Annotated in this window: 17 protein-coding genes; 14 read left to right on the forward strand and 3 right to left on the reverse strand. The window is 65.2% G+C overall.

Annotated elements, in window-relative coordinates; genetic code table 11:
• Window positions 1-393 precede the first annotated feature (393 nt).
• Complete coding sequence (locus tag ACZ7IB_RS35205) at window positions 394-2,181, forward strand: acyl-CoA dehydrogenase family protein (RefSeq protein ID WP_470918304.1); 1,788 nt, start codon at window positions 394-396, stop codon at window positions 2,179-2,181.
• Between the two features lie 271 nt (window positions 2,182-2,452).
• On the opposite strand, the gene ACZ7IB_RS35210 is transcribed toward ACZ7IB_RS35205, so the two are convergent.
• Window positions 2,453-3,355 (reverse strand): MmyB family transcriptional regulator, encoded by a 903-nt coding sequence (locus ACZ7IB_RS35210; RefSeq protein ID WP_470918242.1) that lies wholly within the window; start codon window positions 3,353-3,355, stop codon window positions 2,453-2,455.
• 866 nt (window positions 3,356-4,221) lie between these two features.
• Between ACZ7IB_RS35210 and ACZ7IB_RS35215 the strand changes: the two genes are divergently transcribed.
• Window positions 4,222-4,827 (forward strand): TetR family transcriptional regulator, encoded by a 606-nt coding sequence (locus ACZ7IB_RS35215; protein ID WP_470918243.1) that lies wholly within the window; start codon window positions 4,222-4,224, stop codon window positions 4,825-4,827.
• A 67-nt stretch (window positions 4,828-4,894) separates the two neighbouring features.
• On the opposite strand, the gene ACZ7IB_RS35220 is transcribed toward ACZ7IB_RS35215, so the two are convergent.
• Window positions 4,895-6,022: a cytochrome P450 gene (locus ACZ7IB_RS35220; RefSeq protein ID WP_470918244.1), complete on the reverse strand. Its 1,128-nt coding sequence runs from the start codon at window positions 6,020-6,022 to the stop codon at window positions 4,895-4,897.
• 728 nt (window positions 6,023-6,750) lie between these two features.
• Between ACZ7IB_RS35220 and ACZ7IB_RS35225 the strand changes: the two genes are divergently transcribed.
• The 5 genes from ACZ7IB_RS35225 to ACZ7IB_RS35245 all read left to right on the forward strand — a co-directional run bounded on the left by ACZ7IB_RS35225 (window position 6,751) and on the right by ACZ7IB_RS35245 (window position 11,587).
• A complete protein-coding gene (locus ACZ7IB_RS35225) occupies window positions 6,751-7,353 on the forward strand; it encodes an MmyB family transcriptional regulator (protein ID WP_470918246.1) in 603 nt (200 codons plus the stop codon).
• Between the two features lie 93 nt (window positions 7,354-7,446).
• Window positions 7,447-8,109, forward strand: a complete 663-nt coding sequence (locus ACZ7IB_RS35230; protein WP_470918248.1) for a hypothetical protein — start codon at window positions 7,447-7,449, stop codon at window positions 8,107-8,109.
• Between the two features lie 159 nt (window positions 8,110-8,268).
• Window positions 8,269-9,078, forward strand: coding sequence for a helix-turn-helix domain-containing protein (locus ACZ7IB_RS35235; RefSeq protein ID WP_470918249.1), 810 nt, complete (start codon window positions 8,269-8,271; stop codon window positions 9,076-9,078).
• A gap of 506 nt (window positions 9,079-9,584) precedes the next feature.
• A complete protein-coding gene (locus ACZ7IB_RS35240) occupies window positions 9,585-10,931 on the forward strand; it encodes a helix-turn-helix domain-containing protein (protein ID WP_470918251.1) in 1,347 nt (448 codons plus the stop codon).
• 275 nt (window positions 10,932-11,206) lie between these two features.
• The gene (locus ACZ7IB_RS35245) at window positions 11,207-11,587 is read left to right on the forward strand and encodes an ATP-dependent DNA ligase (RefSeq protein WP_470918253.1); all 381 of its coding nucleotides are present in this window, start codon (window positions 11,207-11,209) and stop codon (window positions 11,585-11,587) included.
• Window positions 11,588-11,671: 84 nt separating this feature from the next.
• On the opposite strand, the gene ACZ7IB_RS35250 is transcribed toward ACZ7IB_RS35245, so the two are convergent.
• Window positions 11,672-12,295: a transposase family protein gene (locus tag ACZ7IB_RS35250; RefSeq protein WP_470918255.1), complete on the reverse strand. Its 624-nt coding sequence runs from the start codon at window positions 12,293-12,295 to the stop codon at window positions 11,672-11,674.
• Window positions 12,296-13,104: 809 nt separating this feature from the next.
• Between ACZ7IB_RS35250 and ACZ7IB_RS35255 the strand changes: the two genes are divergently transcribed.
• The 7 genes from ACZ7IB_RS35255 to ACZ7IB_RS35285 all read left to right on the forward strand — a co-directional run bounded on the left by ACZ7IB_RS35255 (window position 13,105) and on the right by ACZ7IB_RS35285 (window position 25,033).
• Window positions 13,105-13,602 (forward strand): transposase, encoded by a 498-nt coding sequence (locus ACZ7IB_RS35255; RefSeq protein WP_470918256.1) that lies wholly within the window; start codon window positions 13,105-13,107, stop codon window positions 13,600-13,602.
• A complete protein-coding gene (locus ACZ7IB_RS35260; RefSeq protein ID WP_470918258.1) occupies window positions 13,599-13,730 on the forward strand; it encodes a hypothetical protein in 132 nt (43 codons plus the stop codon). Before ACZ7IB_RS35255 ends, ACZ7IB_RS35260 begins: the two co-directional genes overlap by 4 nt.
• A gap of 2,339 nt (window positions 13,731-16,069) precedes the next feature.
• Entirely contained in the window at window positions 16,070-16,984 is a 915-nt protein-coding gene (locus tag ACZ7IB_RS35265) for an AAA family ATPase (RefSeq protein ID WP_470918259.1), read from the forward strand.
• 635 nt (window positions 16,985-17,619) lie between these two features.
• Entirely contained in the window at window positions 17,620-18,090 is a 471-nt protein-coding gene (locus tag ACZ7IB_RS35270) for a hypothetical protein (RefSeq protein WP_470918261.1), read from the forward strand.
• 918 nt (window positions 18,091-19,008) lie between these two features.
• Window positions 19,009-20,261 (forward strand): IS3 family transposase gene (locus ACZ7IB_RS35275; RefSeq protein ID WP_470918263.1). Its coding sequence is split into 2 segments (ribosomal slippage): window positions 19,009-19,291 and window positions 19,291-20,261, totalling 1,254 coding nucleotides; the frame shifts between segments, so codons are not numbered across the junction.
• Between the two features lie 1,373 nt (window positions 20,262-21,634).
• Window positions 21,635-21,832 (forward strand): hypothetical protein, encoded by a 198-nt coding sequence (locus ACZ7IB_RS35280; protein ID WP_470918264.1) that lies wholly within the window; start codon window positions 21,635-21,637, stop codon window positions 21,830-21,832.
• Window positions 21,833-22,618: 786 nt separating this feature from the next.
• Window positions 22,619-25,033 carry a hypothetical protein gene (locus tag ACZ7IB_RS35285; protein ID WP_470918266.1) on the forward strand — a complete coding sequence of 805 codons (2,415 nt, stop codon included), beginning with the start codon at window positions 22,619-22,621 and terminating at the stop codon, window positions 25,031-25,033.
• Window positions 25,034-25,864: the final 831 nt, after the last annotated feature.

Here is a 25,864-nt window from a genome sequence, read left to right on the forward strand (position 1 = left end):
CGCTGTCTTAGTTGGTCGCCTTGCCGAGCAGTCCCGGGGAGGTGAGCGCTGTGGCCGGAACATACCGGAGACGCTGGTCAGGGAGCTCCCCGCATGGATGTGACAACACGTCAGACCAGTATGAGAAGGCCAACACCATTCCCAGCCTGCGAGATTGGTCGTAGCACTACGAAGGAGAGGGGTGTCCTCACACATTCCCTGTCCTGAGCAGGGTTACCCGCACCTCAGGACGAGCATGTACCGCCATCTTAATGATCTTAATCGTGTTGATCATCACGCTGAGTTGACTGAACGTATGAGCTAGCGTTCCGAAGCGTGACCTCCTCCTCACTCCTCTCTGACCAGGCCGCTTCAACCGGCGCAGCGTTGACGCAGGTACTCTTCGGCGAACGGATGGAACAACTCCACGAGCCCTGGCGCAAGCTGTTCAGTACGGAGCCATTCAGCTTCAGAGAAGGGCTGTCACCTGATGAGCGTGCTGCCCTGTCCTACGAGCGTTTGCGTCTAATCAACGAGGCGCTCGACAGCCCCGAGGACTTCGTGGTCGATGTGGAACGACTCACGGCACTCCACGAATGGGTCGGCCCGGTGGACGCGGGATTGGGAACAGTGGCGAGCATCCACTACAACCTCTTCCTCGGCAGCCTCCTCGAACACACGTCGGGCCCGAACCGCGATCTGCGGGAGTTCGTCGAGCTGCGGCGTACAGGAACGTTTCTGTGCACGGAGGCCGGGCACGGCAACAGCGCCTCCCAACTGGAGACCACCGCCACGTACGACCGAACCGCGGGCGAGTTCGTGCTGAACACTCCCAGTGCGGCTGCCCGCAAGTTCATGCCGAACACCAGCTCCACCGGCGGTCCCAAAACCGCTGTCGTCGCCGCCCGCCTCATCACGGACGGCAAAGACCAGGGCGTCTTCCTGTTTCTTACTCCGCTCAGCGACGAGACCGGGCGACCGATGCCAGGAGTCGAGATACGCAGGCTGCCTCAGACAGCCACCGCCCCTGTCGACCACTGCATTACATCCTTTGACAACGTCCGTCTGCCACAAGAAGCGCTTCTGCAGTCCGACCACGGACGCCTCACACCGGAAGGCGACTTCACCAGTTCGATCGGCAGTCCCCGCAAGCGTTTCCTGCACTCCATCGGCCGCGTCACCGCCGGCAAGCTCTGCATGAGCGGCTACAGCCTCGGCGTCACGCGCCACGCGCTCGCTGTGGCCGTACGGCACGCCCACGCGAGGCAGACTTCCGGCGTGACAGCCGGCGGCAGCGTTCCGCTGTTCGCTCACCGCAGCCATCACGCTCCGCTCATCGACGCCATCGCCACCACCTACGCCGCGACTCTCCTGCACCGCGCCGCGGTACGGCAGTGGGCGCAGGCAACGGAGTCGGAGCGGGAGAACGGTGAGCGGTTCGCAGCCATAGCGAAGGGCTGGATCACCTGGCGGGCCCGCGCTGTCATGACCGAGTGCCGCGAACGCTGCGGTGCGCAGGGGCTCTTCCTGGCCAACGGGATCGCGGGCCAGCTGGCGGCCAACGAGGGAACCATCACAGCGGAGGGTGACAACCTCGTCATCTGGGTCAAGGCCGCCGGCGAAATGCTTCTTGGGCACTTCACTCCGAAGGAGCCCCATGGTGCGCCGCCCGAGGCTCGCGACCTCGACGATCCGGTCTTCCTCCAAGACCTGTTGGCGGACATCGAACGCATCTGGCACCAACGTGCACGTACGCGCCTGCGCAGTGCACCGGCCGGCAATCCCCTCAACCGATGGAACACCGCCGTCACACCGGCACTGGAACTGGTCGACGCCTACGCACACAGCCAGGCTGCCCAAGCTCTTCTGGACGCCGCCGACCAGGCTCCTCACCCCGAGGCGCAGCGCCAGCTGCGTTTGCTGCACCGCCTGTTCACCCTGCGCCGCATCGCGGCTCACAGTGGAGACCTGCTTGCGGAGGGGTACCTGACCAGCGCTCAGGTGAGGCAGCTCCCCGACGCGGCCGAGAGTGTCGTCGCGGACCTCGCACCCGAGGCCGTGACCCTCACGAACGGATTCGCCGTCGTGGACGACGTTTTCCTCGACCATCCCATCAACCATCCTGAAGGCCTCAAGGGCAGCAGGCTGCCCTGGGCAGAACTTCCAACTGACGCGGAAGACCGCCACGTGACCGTGCGATGAGAGCACACGAGTCACAAGGGCGGAGATGCTTGCGCCCGTCGACTGGGACGGTCGTCCCTGGCCGGTCTGTAACTGTGCGCCGGTCAGTAATTCCTTTGCGGCGCTGTGTGCGCAGCGGCGCCGCATGGGCGAAGAGCGGGTCTGTCCAAATGACTGTCGGTGGTCGTCACGGCGCGGACATTGAATGGAGACCTCCACGGCAGTGCTCGGCCTTCCACCGCTTCTCGCGCTGGGTTCTGCCTGGTCGAGGTTTTGAACGCCATCACTGGGTTCAGTACCTGACCGAACGCGTCGAACTGGAGCCGCGGCGGTCGGAGGGGCGGCCCTGCTCTCCGACCAGGACGTCATCATGTTCAGTCAGGACGAAGGTGATGCGTGTGAGCCCCAGACTCTGCAGTGAGCGGGGAGTTTCCTCAACCATGCGGCACGCTTGAAGCCCGACCTGGGGGTCGGGGTGGCGCAATTCGCGAATTGATCCCTCGTGGTCGACAAGATCGGCTCCGGCACCCAGGACCCAGTCCGGCATGTCATGGAGATAGGTGCTGCGCAATGTGGGGTGGCGGTGCACATCACGGCGGATCCCTTGGAGAGCGGAATCCTGGTTATGTCTGTCCAAGCTGGCTGACAGCTGCGCGAGAAGGGACAGTCTCCAGTTATGGTGATCGGTCAGGATCTGCGGCGCGCCGGGGTGGAAGAGGCCGAAGCGCAGGAAGCTCTTGTCGGGCATTGCCGTCGGGTGGGGCCGTACAGTGCGAAACAGCTCCCGGTAGGCGGTGTTCGCCAGTCTCACCTCCCATCGGTGATCCATCAGGAAGGTGGGTAGCGAGAGCGCGTTCATCATGACGCTGTAGTCGGCCAGAAACGCTGTGGTGTCCGGGTCCCGGGGAAGAGGTGTGCGGTTCAGCCGATGCGGGTCCGGTTGGGGGTCGCGGTCGACCGCGAGCCAGAACAGCCTCGTGGTCTGGAACTCGGTCATCTTCAGGGCCCCGGCCAGGTTGTAGAGCTTCTGGTCGGTCCATACGGTTACACGCCCGTTCTCCCAGTTGCCGTACGCGCGGCAGGTTATCCCAAGGGAGGATGCGACGTCTTGCTGGCTCAGGCCGAGGTGTTCGCGTCGGCCTTTGATGTAGTCCCGTAGCTGTGTGGCGCGCTCGGCCACAGCGAGCTTGTCCATACTGTCCGGTTTTGAGGTGTCCGTCAGCTCGCAGTTCCTCAGCGGGGCTACGTTTCGGCGTTGTTGCTTTCCTTGACGTGTCCCTGGGATCGGCTTACTCCGTGTTTTGAGTCGAGGTGACGGGTCATGGGGCGCTGGGGGTAGCTGCACCTGCGGACGCCGTTCCAACACCTTGTTCATCATCGCAAAGTACATCCTTTGCTTGCCCGGGAGAGGCGTATTGAAAATATGGGTGATTGGCACTCAGAAAGCAATCTGCAATTGCGAAACTCTGATCGTTGGCACGGCCTGCTTACCCCATGAGGGCTGTGCCTCACAGCAGTTGGCAGCCAATCGCCGCTCCAGCGGCGACGACCAGCGCTGCCACGCGGGCGGGCTTCGGGTGCCGGCTCACCTCATCGCACCCTCAGCAGGAGCGTTCCTTCACGGGCGGCTCGGCGGCGCCTGCTCGCTTCCGGCCGCCATTGGCCCAAAGCGCACCAACCGGCCGCCTTACCAGCGCTCGTCGTTGTCGACGCCTTCTTCTGTCGGCTGGGGTTCCGACGCTAGGTTCCGTTCCGGTTCCCGAGGCCGCTCGACCACACATGGAAAACGGACCATACGCTTGGTTTTTATTGGGTCTATAGTTCATCCTCCTGGGAAGGAAATCAACGTCGTTACTGTGGGCGCAGCACCGGTGCGGACGATCTCGGCGTCGGAGCCTCCCGGGGATCAAGTGCTCACGCCACCACGCGGCCGCCCTGTCTGGGCAGCCCGTACTGGCAGGCCACGGGGCGCCTCCGGCGCTTCCACAGGTACAGGATTCTCAAGCCCAGCAGGAGTCGGGTGTGTCTACGCAGCGGCAAGAACGAGCCGTGAAGACCAGGATGGACATCCTGGTCGGCGCCGCAAAACTCATCGCGGACCGTGGCTTCGACGCCACGAGCGTGCGCGAAATTCTGCGCGCGGCCGATGTGACGATTGGTGCGCTCTACTACCATTTCCCAACGAAGGATGATATCGCCCGGGCGATCGTGGAAGAGGGCTTCACGATGCCGGCGGGCGGGAATCCGGGGCTGCAAGGCATCGTGGACGCGGCTATGGGGCTGGCCCATCAGACGCCAGTGAATCCGATTTTGAGGGCTGCGGCACGGTTGGCTACCGACCAGTCGAAGGCTGAGTACTTCGGTCACCTCTGGAAGGCCTATATTCCCCGGGTCACCGAGCTGCTGCGGGAAGCCGCGGCCCTTGGTCAACTGCTGCCCGGTGTCGAGCCGGAGTTGGCGGCGAAGGTCTGGGTGTGGGCCTACCTTGGAGCCGATCTGACGCTGCGCCAGGAGCCTCAGATCCTGGAAGAGGAGGTCGCGTCCATGAACAGGATGTTTCTCCGCGGAATCGCCACCCCTGAGACCTTGATGCGCCTCGACGTATCAGCCGATCGCGGTGCCCGTGTCGTTCAGGCTGCGGCGGTCCACGAGGAGAACACCCCCTGATCCACGGCCCTCATCTGGTTCTGCACGGGCCTTCGTGCGGAACCAGATGAGGGCGCACTCATAGTGTTCAGGTGCGCTGCGGGCCAAGTCGTACGGGGATGACCGCGTAGCCGTTCGAGATGAACGAGAGCAGGCGCTGCGCCTCCGTCTCAGGGACGGCAAGACTGCTGCCGGGAAAGCGTTCGAGCCACTTGCGGACCGCGATGAGGGTCTCTCGGCGTGCCAGTGGGGCGCCGGGGCAGAAGTGAGCTCCGTGACCGAAGGCCAGGTGCTGGCGTGAGGTGGTGCGGGATATGTCGAAGGAGTCGGCGTCGGGACCGTGGACTGCCGGATCGCGGCCGGCAGCGGCGAAGTTCACCAGGATCGGCTGCCCTTGGGAAAATTCTTCGCCGGTGGGGGCGTCCTGAATGCGATCGACGGCAAACCTCAGCGGCACGTTGGCTATGGGAGATTGATGGCGCAGGCTCTCTTCGAGGGCCTCCTCCAGGCCGACCGTGCCGGTCTGGACCAGCTGGAGCTGCTCGGGATTGGCCATGAGACTCACAAGCAGGTTGCCGATGGAATTCACAGTGGTCTCCGTGCCCGCCGAGATGAGCAGCATCAACTGATGCCGCAGTTCGACGTCAGAGAACGCTGAGGCCGATTCGTCGCAGATCCGGATGAGGTCGCTCGTGAGGTCGTCCGCAGGATGGGCCCGCTTCTCCTCGACAAGTTGGTCCAGAAGCTCGACCACGGCCGCCATGTGGGCCGCGGCGTCCTCGGAGGATGCCGCAGTGTCAAACAGGCCCGCGGAAGCCAGGAAAAACGGGTCCTGCAGGTCGGCGGGGATTCCGAGCAGGCTCGCGATGACCAGGGAGGGAAGCGGCTGGGCGTAGTCGGACCTTACGTCGGCGATGTGTGTATGCCTAGCGGCCATTTTGTCCAGGAGTGCGTCGGCAATGGCCTCGATAGCGGGCACCATGTTCTCAATCCGTCGCCGGTTGAGCGCTGCGGCGATCGGAGCTCTGAGTCGTGTGTGCGCGGCTCCGTACGAGTTGAGCGCGTTGCGGGTCCAGATCCAGTTCAGCGTGACGCCGTCCACCTGCCGTGTGCCGTCCGCGAAGCCGGGACAGTGCAGGTGCGCGTCCCTGCTCACGGAATCGCTGGCGAGCAGGCGTCGTGCCAGTGAATAGTCGACGACGGCTCGGGCGCGCATTCCTCCCGGCAGTTCCACCTCGGAGGCAGGACCGACGGCCCTCAGCAGGGTTGCTTCCTCAGAGTTGCTCCAGCCGTCGCCACCCAACCGGAACGGGCACGATCTCTGCAGGTCAGCGCTCTTTGTTTCCAAGATTCATACCCCTTACATGGGCACAGAAGTGTGCGACGAGGGCACTGCGGCTACGGATCGCGGAGGGCGCCGCCCGCATGCTCCGCGCCTTTGGCCTGGGAAGGTGGGCCGGCTGCACCCTCGCGGTGCAGGGAGGGCAGGCAGCGACCTCCGTCGCCCAGCAATCTCCATGCTGGACGCATAGCGCGATTCGGACTCTTGAAGGTCCAGCGGAGCGTTCTCCTGGGGCTGGGAGCATGGAGGGGTTGGATCGCGCGCCACTCAACTTCCGCTCGGTTGACATGACTTACCCCCTAGAAAAACCAAGCGAGCGCATGGTTCTATCACGCCATGATTCATCCCGCCCGATGGGAGATCAACGTCGGCGGGGTGTGCACACAACGACTGCGGACGCAAAGTGCCTATAGCGGCATCAAGGGGGATAAGCAATGAAAGAGGAGTACACGGGACGTGAGTACCAGCGAATACTGAAGCGCTACCGGTCCAGGCGCACGCGGGCGGACGTTGGTCTGCCGCCCCGGCACTTACGAGGACAACCGGCAGCATCCCCACTTCGACAGTCGGATCTCGACGAGGCACTTGACGGCGGCAGCGGCGTGTACCAGAAGGTGGAGTCAGGGACGCTGCTGCCCTCACGCAAACACTTCCAGGAGATAGCGACGCTTCTCGACATCAGTGTCATTGACTTCCGCATCGCTCATATGGATCTTTTCGGGTCGGAGCCTGCGCTCGACCGGGACGCTGCCGCGTCCTGCTGGGAGCGAGTCCTGGCAAGCCAGAAGGAAGCAGCCTGCCTGGCGTGGGCATCGGGTGAAGTCGCCGCCAGCAACGACCAGTTCGCCCGAATCCACCCGTCCGGACGGGCCCCGTCCAACATGTGGCACTGGCTCCTGCTCTCACCAGACGCGCGCGACGAGACACTCGTCCGCTGGGACGAAGAGTGGGCGCCGTTCCTACTGACAGACTTCCGGCTCGCCCTCGCCCGCAGCCCGGAGGATCCTGTACTGCACTCCATCCGGGATGCGCTCAGAACCGACACGCGGTCAGCCCGAATTGAACCGGCAACGCGCGGCCTGGAGCATGCTGCGCGCCCGTTCTACCACGTCGGCCAAGGCCTGGGCACCGCGCGGTTCGTCACCGCGCATCCGGACGGAACCCTGACCAGTCTGGTCACCATCCTCTTCGACCGCGCCGCCTGATTGGGCAACAGACCCGCCCAGTGCCGAGCACCTGCGCGCTCCCAGGCCGGCATCACATTGCTCCGCAACCACCGACCGAAACCGGGGAACAACGTGCCTCACAGACTGCTGCCGGCCGATCCGATCTGGCTCAAGAAGTTCATGGGGATGGAAGAGCCGCTCCTGTATTCCCTCTACACATTCGGGTTACTTCCTGAACCAGCCGCGTCCGTGGTGGACCACGCCTACCAAAGCTGGGCCCGTATATTTCTCAGATTTCCCGGGCCGCTCCGCGACCACGCACTGGCCCCCCACCATCAAATGCCACTGCGGAACGAAGAACTCGTCCAGTACAGGTTGTACGGGCATAGCAGGAGAGCCCTCGTAGAGTTATACGCGGTAGACGTCAGAAGTCAGGATATCGACGCCCTATCCGCCATGCTCGCTTCCTTCAAGAATGCGCAGAGTGGCGGCAACAGGCAGCTGGCAGAAGCGCTGGAAGAACTCGTGGACACCCCTCCGGGTTCCGGAGGCATGTCCACCTTAGGTCAGCTCATCGAGGACTTCGAGCGCTCGCTCAGGGTGCTGCAACTGGAACCGGATGCACGCCTGCTCAAAGCACTGCCGGACGGCCCCACCACCGTACCGGCCAGCGGAGACGTCTCGCTCGACCCCGAGGAAGAACGCGCTTATGACGCTCACTGCCTCAAGATCATAGAGATCGTCAGCGCCGGGGATCCGTGGGCACTGAGCACCCACCGCCGCATGTACCCCTAGAAACCCAACACTCCGGGCCACGGGGACTCCGGAATCCCCCTCTCACCGCCGCACCTCGGAATTTCTGCATAAGCAGACGGGCCTGCAAACGCCTTCGGCGCGGCACCAGAACCTGACGCGGGCTCACCTCGCGATCGCCTGTGGAGAAATTGGAGAACAGTGAACAAGGCTCAGAATGCGCGTGATCGAGAAGACCGCGACCAGGCTTTCGCCGTGCTCAATATTCTGCTCCAACTGGGACCTGGCCCTCACAAGTTCCATGAGATCGCGGCCCAGAGCGGGCTGAACAAGCCCTGCGTTCAACGTCGGCTGAGGCAGCTCGTCAATGCGGATCTGTGCCGCCGCACCAGTTATGGATACTACGAGCTCCAGCCCGCAGACAGAGTGCCGGTCGACGTCCCCGGTCTGGTCGTGCCCCTCAGCGACACCCCCCTGTTCAATGTGGGCCCGCTCCTCGACCAGCTGCATCAGCGAACCAAGCTGGTCGTCCTGCTTCACACTTACCACCCGCTACGGGCCCAACGGCTGTGCATCGCGGCCGCAGGAACCGGCGATATCCGATTCCGCCGCAATCTGCTGCTCTCCCCCAAGGCGACCGGCCGACTGCGGCAGGCGCCTCTGGACTCAGATGCGCCCGGCCTGGCGATCCTGGCCAACCTGGCCCGACGCGACGCTCCTCTTCGAGCGGATTTACGCCAGATACGCCACAACCAAGTAGCCCGAACCAAATCGCCGATCACCGGATGGAATCTGGTGTCCGCACCGATCAGACGCCTGCCCGGCATCCCCGCCACGCCTGGGGCAGAGCCTCAAGTGGTAGGCGCCGTAAGCCTCCTGACACCAGAGCTGCCGCTCGGGTGCGACCTCGTCGCCTACGGCCGGCTTCTGCGCAACGCAGTTCGCGAAGCGATGGAGACGACTTCTGTCACCTCCCGCATCCTCTCCGCTGCAACACCGGGAGCCGCGTAGCCCCTGTTGCTACCCCATAAGAAGGCACCGCCCAATGCCCATCACAAGGCCGCACATACACGCGCGATGGGCGGAAAACCAGACAATCCCGAGAAGAGCGTAATGGAACGGGACAGCTAGAACCAACACTGCGCAGAACATACCAGCCCGGGAAGTCAGCACCCCACCAGCAGACTGCGCCACCCTCCACAACGAAAACGGAACAGATTCATGATGCAACAACCTGCTGCCGATTGTCACTCGCCCGTACTCGATTCCCACGCTCTGCGCCCGCCCGTAACCCCCTCCACGCTTCCAGAACACACGCCGGGAAGTCGACGCCTCCCGCCCTGCGCTGAATACGCATCAACTCTGCCCCGTCTCACGGAGGTATAAGTGTGGACTCACACATATTTCTCCGCCACAGTCAGACTAGGGCGCCGCAGCAGCACGGCTACGCACAAGCTGCGCCGCGGACCGACACCCCACCACGCCACCGCACCGGTCTTCTCGCCGCGCTTCCCCCCTTGTCGGCACGCATGCACAAACTCCTCGTAAGAGGAGACACAAACAACGCCTACGCCGCTGGCAATCACCAGCGCGGCGGCAAGAACACCCCCTCTTCCGACCACGCCTGGGCCATCACCCGTGCCCTCGCGGCGGACGCAGTCCGGGCCGGATGGGACCGCTCCGCCTTCCTACAGGTCCTCCTCGACGGCCCGTACAAGGCTGGCCACCACGCTCGCACACTCCAACACCGCCGCGGCCACGACTGCGCAGTCGCATGGGTCGCCCGTGCCTGGGACGGCGCACAACTGCACGTCCAGTCCACCGACCTCATCACGTCACGCCAGGACTTCCACGCAGCACTGGCCTCGTTCCGCACCAGCATCGAGCGCACCCCCTGGAAAGGCACTACAGCCAAGACCGACTTACGCAACCTGATCGCCCGCTTGGAGATCTGCACGCGCAGTGGCAGCTGGGACCACACCGTGTCAGAACGCGACCTGGCCGAGCGCATGGGCTGCAGTCGGACCACCGCACACACCTCGAGCCAGCGCCTCCTGGAAGCCAAGCTGCTCCGCCGGATCGACAGCGGCTCTCCCACCGAAGGTGCCCGGTGGATGCTGGTCCGACAGGCCCCACATGTAATGTCTCGCCACTGGGCCACCCACAAAGGGCCGAAGGCTGGGGGGGCCATGAGTGGCCCAAGCGCGAGACAGCCAGACGAAGAAGCCAGCATCGACACGCTGGCCGCAGCCCAGGTGATGCATCAGGACGCCTTCGCGCACCGCGGACTCGGGAGCAGCGGCCTTGCCATCCTGGCGGCTCTGACCGAGCTCGACGGCCAGACCATCGAGCAGCTTCAGGCCACCGCTTCAATGGCCCGCCCGACCGCCTACAGACAGATCAACAAGCTCAAGACTCTCGGCCTGGTCGCGAAGGAAGGAGAGCTCTACCGCCTCTCCCCCACCGCGCTTGAGGGCGTTGGTCTGCAGACAAATGAGTGTAAGGACCCCGTCAACAGCTGGGACGACGCGGCCCGACGCCTCGGCACGCACGGCGTGGGCGAGCGCCGGCGACAGCGTCACCAGGCACAGCGGGAACACTGGCTGCGCGAGCAGGCCCGCCTCGCCGAGCATCGGCGTAGAGCGCCTACAGCGAGCCGCAGTCCCCACCCCTCCGTGGCGCAGGTCGATTTCGTCCGTGCCGACGGCTGTGTCATGGACCCGGGAACGGGTGAGGTGATCGACGGTCTGTACGTTGCGGCCGATGGCCAGTGGATTTGGCACCAAGAGGAGCCTCTCGACAAGCCGTTTCCGACGGTCACGTGTGCTGCAGGTGATCCGTGGAAGGGCAGAGGTGTGGGGTGAATGTGCGGAGAAGAAGTTGGCACACGACCGTGGTGCCGGTCGATGGCACGGCCAGTTCTCCCAGGCCAAAGTGCACTGGTCGGGGACCGGTTGCGTGCGAATCGCCGTCGCTTCGCCCTGCTGCCGGAACGCCGCCTCTCGGAAGCCAGGGTCCGAACCACGTCCGTCCCCCTCTGGCCGGAGCAGTGACCTCATGGCGTATGCGTCAGCGGCGCAAGTCCAGGTGCGGCCATGCGCCGGCTGCGGCCTTGCGCGCACGTTGGCCTGTCACGTACTTGAACGGATCCATCTCCAAGTTCACCGGTCCGAATCTGGCATGCGAGGTGAAACTCGACGGCCACAGATTTCTACTCTTCTGTACGGACGAGACCGTGCTCTATCAGTGCCGGACCGGCCGGATCGTCGCGGCGGTTTGGACGGATCTCACAATCGCGGCGATGCAGTTCCATCCCTGGACCGTGCTCGACGGCGAGGCGGTCATCGTCATCGACGCGGCCCCCGATTTCGTGGCTGTCCAGGCCCAAGCGGCCAGCAGCCCCACCCGTGCCCGCGAGCTCGCCCTGCGCCACCCCGCCTCATTCGCGGCGTTCGACATCCTGGAGCATCCGGGCCTCGGGGATGTGCGGATGCGTCCCTATGAGCCTCCGCCAACTTGAAGTCGCAGGTCAAAGGGCTGGTGTGACCGGTGCTCGGGGTACTCGTACTGGTCGTGGGCGGGAGTCTGCGGAGAAGATCGTTCGTCAGCGGTTGACTTCGAGGTTTGTCAGGACGAGCAGGGCACGCAGGAGCTGGGTGGCGCGGGCGGGGTCGGTGCGGAGTTTGCTGAGGGTCCGCCAGTTCTTGAGGTGGGTGACGCCATGCTCGACCGGTGCCCGTCCGACGGCAAGGACGCGGTTGGCGGTCTTCTGGCCGGGTGTGAGCTTGTGGGTGCGGGTGGCGGTGTAGCCGGTGACGATCACGGGGTCGCGCAGTTCGTTGTCCAGGCCGCGGAAACCGAGGTCGGCCAGCGCCCCGAGGCCGGCGGCGCGCAGGTGGTCCAGGATGTGGTCGTGGCGGGCAGCGGTGTTGTCGTGGGTGCTGCCGGGCCGGGCTGCGGATATCCAGATCAGGCGGCCTCTCTCGTCGGTCAGGGCGAGGAAGTGCAGGCCGTGTCTGCGGTGTTTGCCGGAGTAGTTCCGCCGGTTGGCCACCTCCCCGCCCTGCTTGGCGATCTTCTTCAGGGCGCGGTCCAGGCGCGGGGCCTGGGCGGCGAGCAGGGTGATCAGCTCGTCGCGCCAGCGGCGGACGGTGGACTCGGACACGTTGTTGCCGCCGGCCATGTCGGCCAGGCTCTGGTCGTGCCGCAGCACAGCCAGAACGATCACCGCGATCTTCCCGGGCGGCAGGGTCCGCCACCTGGACCGAATCGCCTTCAGGTGGCGGGGCGGTACGCCTGGCCTGAGTGGAGGGTCTCACCATAAGGCCCCAGGCCGGCGTCTACCGGCCGGGACAGACCTGGTCGAAGGTCCGTCACACCTCCTCGGTCGAAGGGCGGATCATCGGCTACACCGGCTTGCCGTCGCGGCCGCGCGCTCTGGCCGTGCGGATGCCAGGGTCCACTCAAACCCGCATTCACCGGCACACTCGCCCCGGCTCTGCGCGCGCAGGCTGGAGCTGTTCTCGGCTTCCTGCCGGACCGGAAGGAAGCCGCAGGCGGGGAGCTGTTTACCGCAGTAGACACCGATATCCGGGCCGAGGCCAGCGCCGGAACCCGGCACAGGACATTCACCGACATCCGCGTGCGCTAGCCACCGACTAGGACAGACATCCCCCCTGCCACCGCTGACGTGCTCCGACGGCATCACCCCGCACCCTGGCCGACGTTGATGGCCGTCGACCGACCCGACCGGCGGGTGCGCCGCCAGCGCGGCAAGTCCGACCCCCATCGACGCGGAGAACGCCGCCCGCGCCGTGCTGGCCGGGACCGCCACCGCGACTCCCAAGAGTGGCGAGGGCACGGTCGAGATGATCCCACCTCAAGATCGCCCGCGGCGGCGCGGTCAAGGCACGCACCCAGGCCATGGTCACCCTCAAGGCCCTGATCGCCACAGTCCCCGACGAGCTGCGCTAGCAACTCCAGGGCCTGCCAAAGATGGCCCTCATCGAACGATGCGCCGGCCTGCAACCGGGTCCTGTGACCAGCCCAGCAGCCTCCGCGAAGCACTCCTTACGCGCCATGGCCCGCCGCTGGAAAGATCTCCACGACGAGGTCAAGGAACACGACGTTCTGCCGGGGAAGCTCACCAAGGCCCACGCGCCCGACCTGGTCGACGCCGTCGGCATCGGCGCGGACACCGCTGCCGAAGTACTGGTCACCGTCGGCGACAACCCCGAGCGCATCCGCTCCCAGGCCGCGTTCGCCAAGCTCGCGGGCGTGTGCCCTGTCCCGACCTCGTCCGGCAAGACGAACCGGCACCGGCTCAACCGCGACGGCCACCGACAGCTGAACTCCGCACTCTACCGCGTCGTGATCGTCCGCATGCGCTTCCACCAACCCACGATCGACTACGTCGCCCGGCGCACCGCCGAGGGCAAGACCAAACAGGAGATCATCCGCTGTCTCAAGCGGTACCTGGCCCGGGAGATCTACCAGTACATCAAGGCCAAGCAACCACCTACGACGGCGACTTGACGAACTATAGGAGCGTCGACGCCGCTGTGGAGAGCTTCTGGCCCGACCGGTCCACCGCCCGCGCCGACGTCTTCGACTTCGTCGAGACCTTCTACAACAGGCGCCGTCTGCGCAAACACATCCACTGAGACTACCTCACGCCCCACGAGACACGCCTGCGCCACCAACAGAACCAGGCCCTCGCGGCGTAACGACGACGTGTCCGAGCTCACGGGGAAACGTCAGACATCCGCCCTGCTCAGGCAGCTGAACACCGCCTGCGACAACGCTGAACAGCTCGAAGAAGCCGTCACGCAAGCCTTCGCAGAGCATCCCGATGCCCCGATCATCCGCAGCTTTCCCGGACTTGCGTCACTGACCGGCCGTCCTCTGCCTATTCCTTGCGGAACGGCGACAGTGATGGCGCGGACGGCTCCAAAGCGGGGCGCAGCGCGGCGGCCTGTTGCCCGTTGAAGGCGGAGAGGTTCCCCGTTCCTGTACAGGCGGAGCAGCCGGTCAGGGCGACACATCTCTTCCAGCTCTGCCAGTCGGCAGTCCCACAGCCACAGCTCGGAGCCCGGCGACGCGACCTGCCGTCAGCGTGCCAGAAGCAGGCCGGGATCGGCGGGCACCAGCAGCGTCAGTCTCTCTATCCGGCCGGTAACACGGTGTGCGACGCGTTCAGCGAAGAAGGAGGCGGTTGCTTTCACTCATTGCTCTCCGGCTGCCGCGTTCGGCAGTTGCAGCAGCTTCCGCGTGTTCGGTTCTCGCCAGCCCTTTTCCCACTCGGCCGCCTCTACTGGGTCGGTGTGCCAGACCGCGTACATGCGTGGGCTGGGTGCTGCGCGGTACCTGCGCAGCAGGCATGGCTGTGCAGGTAGACGGTGCGGTGCGAGCGCATGTCCACGAGATTGTGCACGGCTGGTGCGTTCAGAGCCTGCATCATCAGCCCCGGCAGCATCCCTTCTGTCTGGGAGTCGTCAGGGATCTCCGGCTGCTCCCACCGTGCATCGAGGCTGAGGCGCAGTCAGACCTAGTGGACGCGGCATCTGCTGAGATTTCAGCTGAATCCTATTCGTGGCTCGCGGGCTTGTTTAGCATTCATTGAGGCCTGCATGGAATGTGTGTCCTCGTGTCCCGCAATGTGTCCCGCAATGTGTCCCTGATCGTGCATATGTGAAGCCGCAGGTCAGGAGTGATTCCCGCAGTTTCCGTTCCGAGCCAAAGGGCACTGAAGCACACAAGTCGAGCCCAGGCTCCGCGCGCAAGTCAAGGCTGGAGACCACCTGCTCGTGGCACCTCGGCGGCTCCGCCGCCCGCACAAAGTCCTATCGGCTGACGCCGCCATCCTGCACCATCCACGACTGGGCAATGCGGCTCACACAGAATCCCCGATCATGCGCGCTGGGTTGCGTACCACAGAGCCAGACATAGAGCGGATGGTCAGCGGCAACCCGCGCGAACCTCGTCCGATCCGGAACATGGCCGGCCATCTTCTGACGGAAGGCATGGGGCGATTCTCCTTGGTCGATCGGCCCGTTGTCCGACTCGCACCCCACCGACCATGTCCGCAACCCCGAGGCTTGCGGCCTGGTGGGCCGGGGTGGCACCAAGTCCAATGCCGCCACATCCAGGGCGTGCTCGTCGCCAAGAGCTCGAGGTAGCCACAGAACACGGCAGGACCGGCACTGCGGATCCCCGTGAACATAACTTCGCCGGCCAACCCAGCCCCGGTGCCCAACGCGCCTGCCAGGGCTCCATCCCCAATGGCCGCCTTCACAACCAGGTCAGCTCCGTGATCGTTTCATGATCTTATAAACTTTAGGACCTAGTTGTTCACGACATGACCTAGTTTAAGAGACTCTGACCCTCCGAAAGACCGCACTGACAGCACTGACCACCCACCCTCAAATTTGATAAAGAAATCGCAAAAAGCGCCCCTGACCTGCGGTTTCACACATGCACTAACTAGGACACGTCGCGGGACACATTGCGGAACACGGGGACACACCTGCCACGCAGTCCCTGTCGACCATTGAGTAGCCCCGCAACTCACGAAGGAAGCTCAACGGAAAGAACTGGGCACAGTTCAGGTCGAAGCAATCAAGAACCAAGTCCGGCTGCGGGGTAGCCTTCGCCGACCGATCGCCCCGAAAGGGCGATGCCCCGCAGAGCGATCTCGCCACGTCTTCATCAAGATGCTGACCGCTCTCTGCTAGCGTGTCCTCGCCGCCCAATAATGAGAGCGGTGATGGGCCGCCAATCATCCAGGGGTGGCGCCAACCTGACTGTCCGTCGCCGAGAACCATGCGATGAGACGCGGTGAACCGCGTCGAGTCGGCCAGCGGATCTCTGACCAGCTTCGGAACTCACCGCAACTTGAGAGCCAGGACAGCGTCACTAGCTAGATACGGGCGCGCTCTTACCATCCGTCCCCTCGGGACGCCAAGTATTCACTCGCCAACAGAGAAGCAGGTAGCAAGCAGACATGCCCGACCAACTCACTCAGGAAGCAGCCGAGAGCCTCGCGCCCTCCGGCGTAGTCGAAGCGACATCGGTGCCCACTACGTTCCTCCCCCAGCAGAGGCCGGCGCCAGCCCTCGCTCTGCCCGACCACATCAACCCGCAGCTTCGCGCCATCGTCGAAGAACTCCCCGAGCCACTACGAACTGCGGTAATCGCCGCAATCAACACGCCGGAAGGCGTGAAAATCACGATGGGTAACGCGAAGGGCGGCGTCATGAAGACGACGCTTGCCGTCTACATTGCGCTCATCCTCTCCCTCACGGGAGAGCCGGTTCTACTTGTCGACGCCGACGAAACGAACAGGACCTGCCTGAAGTGGCAAGCTGCAGCCGGAGAAGACTGGCCCGCTTCCATCACAGTGGTCTCATACACCGGCCCGGCAATGGCCAAGCAGGTCAACGATCTGATGGCCCGTGGGTTCAAGCACCTCGTCATCGACGTAGGCCCCACGGACAAGGGTGTCCTCAAGACGGCATGGATGCTGACGAAACGGGGCATCGTTCCCACTCAGCAGCATGTCGGAGACGTTGTTCAGCTAACCACGACGTTCGACCTACTCGAGGAGATGGGCGAGCCCATCGACCTCAGCGTGATGCTCGCGAAGTCGTTCCCGAAGCGCAGCAGCTTCACAAACGCGCGCGACTACATTCAAGGCCTGATCAACGGGGACAGTGCCGACCACCCGAATGGCCTACCCACGGTCGGACTGCTTGACGGCACGGTGCCCCTCCTAGAAGGTATCGCTGACACCTGGGGATCAATCCCCGACGACTTCGCGTACTTCAGCGCGGTTCTCGCGGAGGCCCTCGGCGTGCCGATCTCCGTGATCGCGGAGCGTGAAGCCGCATGGCAGAAGGCCTTGGAGGCACAGCTCTAATGCCCAACAACCAAGCCCAGGGATCTGGCTCGGCCACGCCGCGGAAGCGCAAACCCGCAAAGGCAAGCGCCGCCTTCGGACGGCTCAACGCCCTCTCCGCCTCAGGCGCGCTAACCGCCATCAACAACACTGCACCCGGCCAGACGCCAGAGCCAGCCGAGACAGGGGCCCCAGCCTCGGCGGTCGAAGCGCTGCCTGAGCAGACGGATCAGCTCCCCCCGTCTTTCCCGCACACCGATACGCCTCCTACGTCCCCTCGCATTCCAGCACCCAGCACGGCGCCTTCTAACGAGCCGCAAAGTGAGGGTGATACGCCAGAACCGGTCGTCGTTGAGAAGCTCAGCGTGATCGCCATGAGAAACACCGAGAATGCCCCTGAAGGCCAGGACCCGACCGAGGCAGTGTCGCCCGCGAGTCGCTCCGCCGAAAGGGCCCCTCAGGCGTCGGCCGAGTCAATCTCCGACCCGCTGGGTCCGGCTGGTCGCGATCGACGTGTTCGACACGAGGGCCCGGAGGACCACCTTGAGACGTACGTCTCAGCAACCACGGTGGCACGCAGAAGAACGGCTCCTCCCGCGTTTCCCACGACAAGTGGGTACTCGGAGAAGCGTCTCCAGGAGGCGCTTCCTGCGAAGTTGGCAGACAAAGTCGACGGGCTCCCTGTCGCCTACATCGAGCTGGCCCGTAGCTATCGCCTGGCACAAGCGACTCGCACTGGCACGAAGCCAGCAAAGCGAAACATCAGGTTGCGCGACGAAGTTGCGATGGCCGTGAACCGCCAGTTGGTTCACGACAAGCGGATGCTCAAGTTGCGGGACCTCAAGCCAAGCCAGTACGTGGATGCCGCCATCACGCTCGCGCGGAATGTGGCTGTCGATGACCTCATCGCGGCGGCCGACGGTTTCCGCGACCATCACCTCGGCGCAGAATCCGGCTCTGGTTCCCCTAACCACTACAGCATCACCCAGGAGAACGACACCTGGCTGAACGACATGATGGACGAACTGCTCCTGGCTAACACCACGGGCTTGCACGGCCACATGATCAACGTACTCATCCAGTCATACCTTGAGCAGCTCAAGATCGAGCGGCCTAGCGAAGCCTGAACAGCTGCGCCAGCGTCGGGGGTGGACCCCTAGCAGGGGTGGGCCCCCAGGCCGTCTTTGAGGACCGACTCCTGACCACGCCTCATGCCGTGATGATCTCGGCATGAGGCGTGGGAAAATTTCGAATGAGCAGTGGCCGGTGGTGGAGTGCGATGGCGAGCACGAGCCGGTGTGATCTTCCGGTCGAGTACGGACCATGGCAGACCGTCTACGGCTTGCCCCGGCGCTGGCAGTGCGAGGGTGTCTGGGCCCGCATCCTGACCGCGTGGTAGGCGCGGGCCGACGCGGTGGCCTTATCGAGTGGGCGGTGAATGTCGACTCCACCGTCTGCCCGGCCTATCAGCGCGCCGCCGGTGCCCGCCAGGCCGGACAGAAGGAACCACCGGGCGGGACGCGAACGGAACCTGACGATCACGGGCTCGGCCGATCCCGAGGCGGATTCACAACAAAGTTCCATCTGGCGTGTGAGCAGTGCCCAAAGCCATCTTCCCTCCTGCCACAGCAGGCCGGCGAGGTGACAGTCCGCAGTTCGAACCAGGGAAGTGCCCCACGGAAGTGGCCGGTCCCGGTTGCGGGCGCTGCGGGTGCGGGGTGAAAAGGCGTATTCCAACCGCGCCTACCAGCGTAGGCGGGGGATCCGGTGCACCGCTCCCGAGCCGGCCGACGATCGGCAACCGAAAACGCCCTGGCAGTGAAGGAGGGCCGCCCGCCCGCCTTCGACCGCGAGGGCAACAAGGCTCGGCACGCGGTCGAGCGCGGCATCAACCGCAGCACCGATCCGTGGCTACGCGATACGGCAATCTTGCCGTCCGCTACGGAGCGACCGTCTAAATCGCGGCGATGGCGTCCCAGGGGTCTGGGCTTGATGTGAACCGCCCCGGGTCAGGTGGAGGCTCGATTTCATGAAAGGATCGAGTCATGGCACGACCTTCCCGTTACCCGCTTGAGCTGCGCCGACGTGCGGTGCGCATGGTCGCCGAGGTCCGCGGCGACCACCCGACCGAGACCGCGGCCTTGCAGGCGGTGGTCGAGAAGCTGGACATCGGCTCCCGCGAGACGCTGCGGAACTGGGTCAAGCAGCACGAGATCGACGCCGGGCAGCGGCCGGGGACGACGACGGAGGAGTCCGCCCAGCTCAAGGCGTTGAAGAAGGAGAACGCCGAGCTGAAGCGGGCCAACGAGATCCTGAAGGCGGCGGCGTCTTTCTTCGCGGCCGAGCTCGACCGGCCACACACACGCTCGTAGCGTTCATCGACGAGCACAAGGGCCGCTTCGGCGGCGTCGAGCCGATCTGCCGGACGCTCACCGAGCACGACTGCAAGATCGCCCCTTCCTCCTACTACGCCCACCACAAACGCCGGAGCACGCCGTCGGCCAGGACCGTGCGCGATACCGAACTGAAGGAACGGATCAGCGAGGCCTTCCAGGCCAACTACCGTGTCTACGGGGCGAGGAAGATCTGGCGTGAGCTGAACCGGCAGGGCCACCGCGTGGCCCGCTGCACCGTCGAGCGCCTGATGCGTGAACTCGGCATCGCCGGAGCGGTCCGCGGCAAGCGCGTGATCACCACGCTGCCCGGCGGCCAGGCCGAACGGGCGCCGGATCTGCTGGACCGCGACTTCGTCGCCGCTGCCCCGAACCGCTGCTGGGTCGCGGACTTCACCCACGTCAAGACCTGGTCCGGTGTCGTCTACGCCGCCTTCGTCGTGGACACGTTCTCCCGCCGGATCGTGGGCTGGTCCGCAGCCACCGTGAAGGAAACGGTCTTCGTCCTGGACGCCCTGGAGATGGCCGTGTGGCAACGTGACCGAGACCAACATCCGGTGCGGCCAGGCGAGTTGATCCACCACTCGGATGCCGGATCGCAATATACGAGTTTCCGGCTTGCCGAGCATCTGGACGCCGCCGGCATCGCCGCCTCGATTGGATCGGTCGGTGACGCCTACGACAATGCCCTGATGGAGAGCACGATCGGCCTGTACAAAACCGAGCTGATCAAGCCCCGGCGGCCCTGGAAGTCGCTCGCCCAGGTCGAGATGGCCACCGCCGAGTGGACCGACTGGTACAACCACCGCAGGCTCCACGGTGAGATAGGCCACGTCCCGCCCGTCGAGTACGAAGCCAACTACTACATGGAATCCACGAAACCCCAGGTCACAACCACAATCTGAGATCTCTACCGAACCCGGGGCGGTTCAGTCCGCGCGGGCGCGTAAGCACACCGCTCTCCTGGAATGCTGCGACGAGCAGTGGCGCTACGTGGCGGCGGCATCGGTCCGGTCAATGACCCTGCCAACGTCGACGTGATCGAGGTCCGCGGCGAGGGCGTACTCAGCCTCACCCGCAGCTTTGACCCGCCCCCCTCCTTCACCACGGCCCCATGGATCAGCTGCATCGAAGTCCACCTCGGGCCGGACATCGGCCACATCCTCATCGGCAAACGCCGGATCGCCGCTCCCGAGCAGCACAAGCTCGTCGCCACCGGGACGTTCCCTCCAAGCCAACCGCGGAGCCCGTCCCGTGATTGTGGCTCTCGGCAGCCTGGCCCCCACACCTGGGCACGGTTGAGAGAGGAGTTGTTGCCAGTCTGCCGGTCATGCCTGAGCTAGAGGGCGGTGCTGCCTGACAGGTGACTGCAAGACCAGCACCAATCACTTGACCACCGCTCACATCACAGGGCTAGCCGCGCGAAATCCAAAACACGGCCTTATCGGGGTCCACCCTTGACGCACTTTCACATATGCACATGCCGGGACACGGTTAAGGACACAGCGCAGGACACAGGGACACGCGGCCAGTCGACCCAAATGATCCTTGACTACCCGGCAGTCCGGCCGCCTCACTCCAGTACGGAGCCCCGGGGGCAGCGTCGTTTCCTATCTCCCGCCGGCGCGGTGCGACCGGTGCCCTGCTGCACGCCAAACTGCAAGACCCTCTCGCATTTCCTTGCTCTCGGCCCGTCTCGCTTATACCTCGATGGCATGCACACAGATGCGCCGTGCTGGTCTGCCCACGCTGCAATCGGTCGGCAAATCGCCATTGACCTGCGGAAATATGCGCCTGCCCGCTTTGAGATCCCCTGCGGACGCTGGAGGGGCACCTTGAGGCGCGGGTTCCCGACACGCAGAAGAGCGCGGGTTTGTGGCAAAGGTGCACGAGGGTCGTATGATTCACACCAGTGAGTTGAGTACTCTCATACCTACTCGCTTCGCGTCGTGCTGCATTGTTGAGGGAGGTTCAGTTGTCAACGCGCCGGTCGCCTGTACGCCGAAACGGGACAATGTCCCAGCGCACCGTGTCCGACTGGTCTGGTGTCAGCGCAGGGACGCTCAAGAACTTGGCTCGCATCGGTCTACTGCCGGATGCAAATCAGCTACGCCCGCACGATGTCGTACTGGCACGGGTCGCCTCGGCGCTGGGAGCGACGCGGTCGACGAACCGAGACTCCCAGCAGGGCGAACGGACCACTACGGCCTTCCAGCGGGACTGGGATGCAGTCCGCGTAGTGATGGAGCTTCTCGTTGCTGCGGGGGATCCCGGTCAAGTGGATCCCCGGACTCGGCTGGTGGCCTTTCCTGACCACGTCGCCGTGGTGCAGCAGGATTACGAGCTACTCCAGCTGAGCGAGAAGGCGTTGAAGAACCAGTGGCCCTATCACGTTCTTCCGATCGGGACCTGGTACGCCGAGCTCCAGGATCGCCTCGCCGGCGTGTTCGAAGGAGAGGCCCAGATAGCCGCATAAAAAGCGAACGGCACCCACATACCTGCCGCAAACAGAGTGGGTGCCGAACCGAAAAGGCCAAGTAGCCTCTCTCGCCACCCGTGAGGTTACCAGCCACCAGCCGAGACGTCTCCACCCACTGGAGCCTCGGCTACACGTGTCTCATCCATCACGACATGCTGAAACTGGTAGCCATGCCGTTCTCGCCTAGATGGCGTGGGAGTCCGAAACGACTCTTCTCGTCTCCTGACTCTCAAGCTTGTCCAGCGCCTTGCTGGCCTTCGCCTCGATTTTCACGTCGTTGCCCTGCGCTGCTGCGGCTTGAGCATGCCGCAATCTCCGCAGTCGAGCCCAACGCCTCACTGCTCCCTGCGGTCCGGCGAGGCACCACCCCCAGAACTTTCCCCCAGGTACCTCAGCAGCCGACCAAACGCACCCCGCAGGTGGTCGCTGTGTACAGGTCCCGCGCGGAAGAAGCCTACGGCCGAGGGGCCTAGGACCTTTGGTCCTAGGCCCCTCGCGCTGACGAGGAGGAGGTGAGGGCTACCCACATCACCAGCTGAATACGTCGCATCCGGCTTCTCTGCTTCCCCAAGCGGTCCGGATGGCGATAGCGGTTTCCCTTTTCCTCCTCGACAGGAGCAGATCATAGCTACCCGTCCGAGGGCTGGCTCAGTCGTACCCGAAGCCAATCAGGCGCGGCGCGCACCGGCCCCTTTCCAGAACGTGCCCTCGCGGGCAGGGGCTTCCCGACGGATCCCTCGCGCTGGGGATGCCGCGGCACCGGATTCCTCGGGTGATGGCCAGGTGAATGAGCCCCTCGCGTTGTCCCCGGCGATGCGTACGGTCCTTGCGTCGGCTGTTCACGCGTTGCTCAAGGACCCGCGGTTGGTCGGCCGAAGTGATCTCGTCAGGTTGGCCTCGGTGGTGTTGCTGGCGAAGGCACCGGCAGGGTCCGCAGTGGTGGACATGTCCTCCCGCGACGTCGGCGGCTGGCTGGGATGTTCACTTTCCCATGTCGGTCACACCGCGGTTCCCGGACTGAAGGCGACCGACGCCGTGTTGTGCAAGCCGAAGCGGACCGATGAGGGGCAGACGGAAGGGCTGCGCCTGGAGCTGCTGCCGCTGCGCGAAGCGCGGGCAGCTGCTGACGGTCAGCCTCTGGCGATGCTGACCAAGCGGGAGTTGGCGACGCTGCTGCGGTTCTGCGAGGCGGTGACGTGTCCAGGGTGGGCGCCTCCGGGCAAGGCGGCGACGCCGGCAGGCTTCATGGCGCGACGCCGGGGGAGAGGCGCACCCACGGACCGTTTGGCCATGGTGCTGCTCTCGCTGGAGGCCCGTACAGATGGCCGGGTGCGTATGGCCCCGGGTCGGGTTCCCAAGGGTTTCCGGCGGGCGGACGTAACGGTCGCTCGACTGCTCGGTTGTGCGGTCGACGCTGCGGCGGGGATCGTGAACCGCCTCGTGGCTGACGGTCACGCGGAGCTTGAGGATACAAAGCGGCTTGGTCGCGATCGTCTGCGGGTGCTGGCTGTGGCGGCCGCGCACGCGCGGGTTCGCAAATCGGTGGCTCTGGAGCCCGCCGATGAGGCTTCACCCGTGACCGACGGGGTGGTCACAGAGAACGGACCGTGCTCGCGGTGCGCCGAAACGGATGCCGAGCCGGCGGGGATGGCGCTGTCTGGGGACGGTTGGGCGCAGGAGAGTCTGGAGGATCTGCTCCTGGCGGCTGACGATTGTGCATTCGGGGATCAGTCGACCGACAATTCCGTAAATGGGCAGGTCAGGAGAGGTTCTGAGGAGCTGTCGGACGAGTCTGCATGTGCAGACCTCCACGCTGCCCACGCACCTGTGGCTGCTCTCTCTGGGGTTTCTGCTGGTGATCTGAACTGCTTTTCCGGCTCTGCCGTCGAGGGTCAGGACCGGCTGCGGAAACGCGCGTGCGCGGGCGAGGATTCCGCCGAAGCCGACCAGCCGGAGTCTCACACCGGGCCAGCGGAGGCTGGGGCTGGCCCGCTTCGCGGGGAGAAGCCGGAGTGCTTTCTGGGACAACGGACCGGGACCGGCAGCGCGGGGTTCGTACGGACGGCGGCTGTGCCGCGGGACCTTGCGAAGGCGTTGGCGCCGGTAGCCCACTTGTGGGCTGGCATTACGCGGATCTCGACCTCGGAGTGGCTGGCCAAGGCTGTGCGTAGCGAGGTGGCGCGGCTGGGCGGGGCCGTCGGCCCGGAGTTCGCCGATCGGGCTTTGGCCGCGCGGCTGACACGACGCCTCGACGAGCTGGGACCTCATGCGCTTAAGCAGCTGGTCGGCTGGCTGTTGCACCGCGGCCTTCCCCAGCGTCCCGGCTGCTGGTCACCTCTGTGCGACGACGGCTTCCGGATGGACACCGGCGGACCGTGTGAAAGCTGCGCGTGCCTGATCGGAGACCGGCGGTCGATCCGCCGCTCCATCGCGGCCGCCGTTGCCGTGGAACTTGGTGCGGCTTCCCCCGAGCTGCGGCTCGCGGAAGTCGAGCGGCGCCTGCGGGATGCCGTGCAGCTGAAGGCCGCCATGGATGCCGTGCGTCGCGAGCGCGATACCCAGGACCAGGTCCTGCGGCGCGCGGCCGTGGAGCAGCGCCGACAGGAACTGGCGGCGGCGGAGGCCGCGCGCGCGGCGATGGCTTGCCGCCAGTGCGGCCTGCCCGATACCGCGGGTCAGTGCCCGGTGTGCGCGTTCCGGAAGCGGACGGACAGCCTGATCAACCAGGCTGTGGACCTCGTCGTCGCGTTGCGTGTGGACCCGCTGGACCTGAGGGCCGTGACGGAGATGACCTCACAGGTCGAGCAGGACACCTGGACCATCATCCAGCGCGCGCAGACTTCTGACTCCTCCGCCGACCTCGGAGTGCGGGCTCACGAGCTGCAGCAGCTGGCCGCGAAGGTGCTTGAGCAGCGCCGGCACCGGGCACTGCAGCGACTGGCCGAAAGCGAGCCAGCGGATGAGTCGGCGCAGCGGGCGTACCAGCTGGCGTTGAGGAAAGCGCACCAGAACTCCACGGCGGAGAAACGACGGAAAGCCGCGGAGAAGGCTGCGGTGAGTGCGCGTCACCGCGTGGCACGGGACTTGCTGGCGGAGTTCCTGGCGGACCTTCGTCGGGCACGGGCGAACCTGGCCGGCCCGCCGGAACGCGTCCCCTGGAGTGAGCGGTTGGCGGAACTCGCCGGGCCTTGGGCCTGATCCGTGTCCCACAGCCGCGAGATACGAGTGCCGCGTGTTCCGTCTACGTGAACCCGCCCGCTGCGCCGCCCTGGGGTACCGCCGGTGCTCTCAGGCGCAGCGGACACGTCACGACGGCGTTCGAGGGCGGCCTGCACATGCGGGACGGCATGGCACAGGGGACCGAGACGGGCTGCAACATGCGGAGCGCGCCTGCTCCGGCACCTGACCGCAGACGAAGGGCCGCGCCCCAACACGGAGCAGGCCTCAGTGGATCGTCCTCGCCCGCCGCACTCCTGGCCTGGCAGAGTCCGGCTGTGTTTGACATGGTCCTTCGTGATTTCCCACAGGGAGATCACGCCGGCTGTCACGGTCCAGGCAGTGAGGGTGGGCTGGAGGTTGGTGAGGTAGCGGCGGATGCCGTCGTACCCGCGGGGCTCGTCTTCACGGCGGCCCTGCTCGCGCATGACCTTCACCCAGGTACCCACCTGGCTCGCGACCGGCTCCGGCAAGGCGGTGAGGGCCGACTCGATCCACGCCAGATCCGCGTTCCGATGCAGGTCGGGGTCCTCCACCCGCAGGCCGCGAGCGCGCAGGAACTGGCATACGGGCTTGGCCGCGAGGTTCACGTCGATCCGGGCCAGGTCGTACACGTCGCGCTCGAAGACGGCCGTCTCGGCGCCGAGCCAGTACAGGAGGATCGTGAGTGCGAATGTTCTTTCGGTAGTCCGGCCGCTGCCCCGGTCGATGGCGGGTGAAGTCCTCGACCAAGCGGCGGCCGGCCTCGGCAAGCGACCTCCCGTCCGCAGGCATGCGCCGCAGCCGGGCCAGCACCGGGGCCCAGTCATGCCG

It is taken from the genome of Streptomyces sp. NPDC037301 (assembly GCF_055602785.1).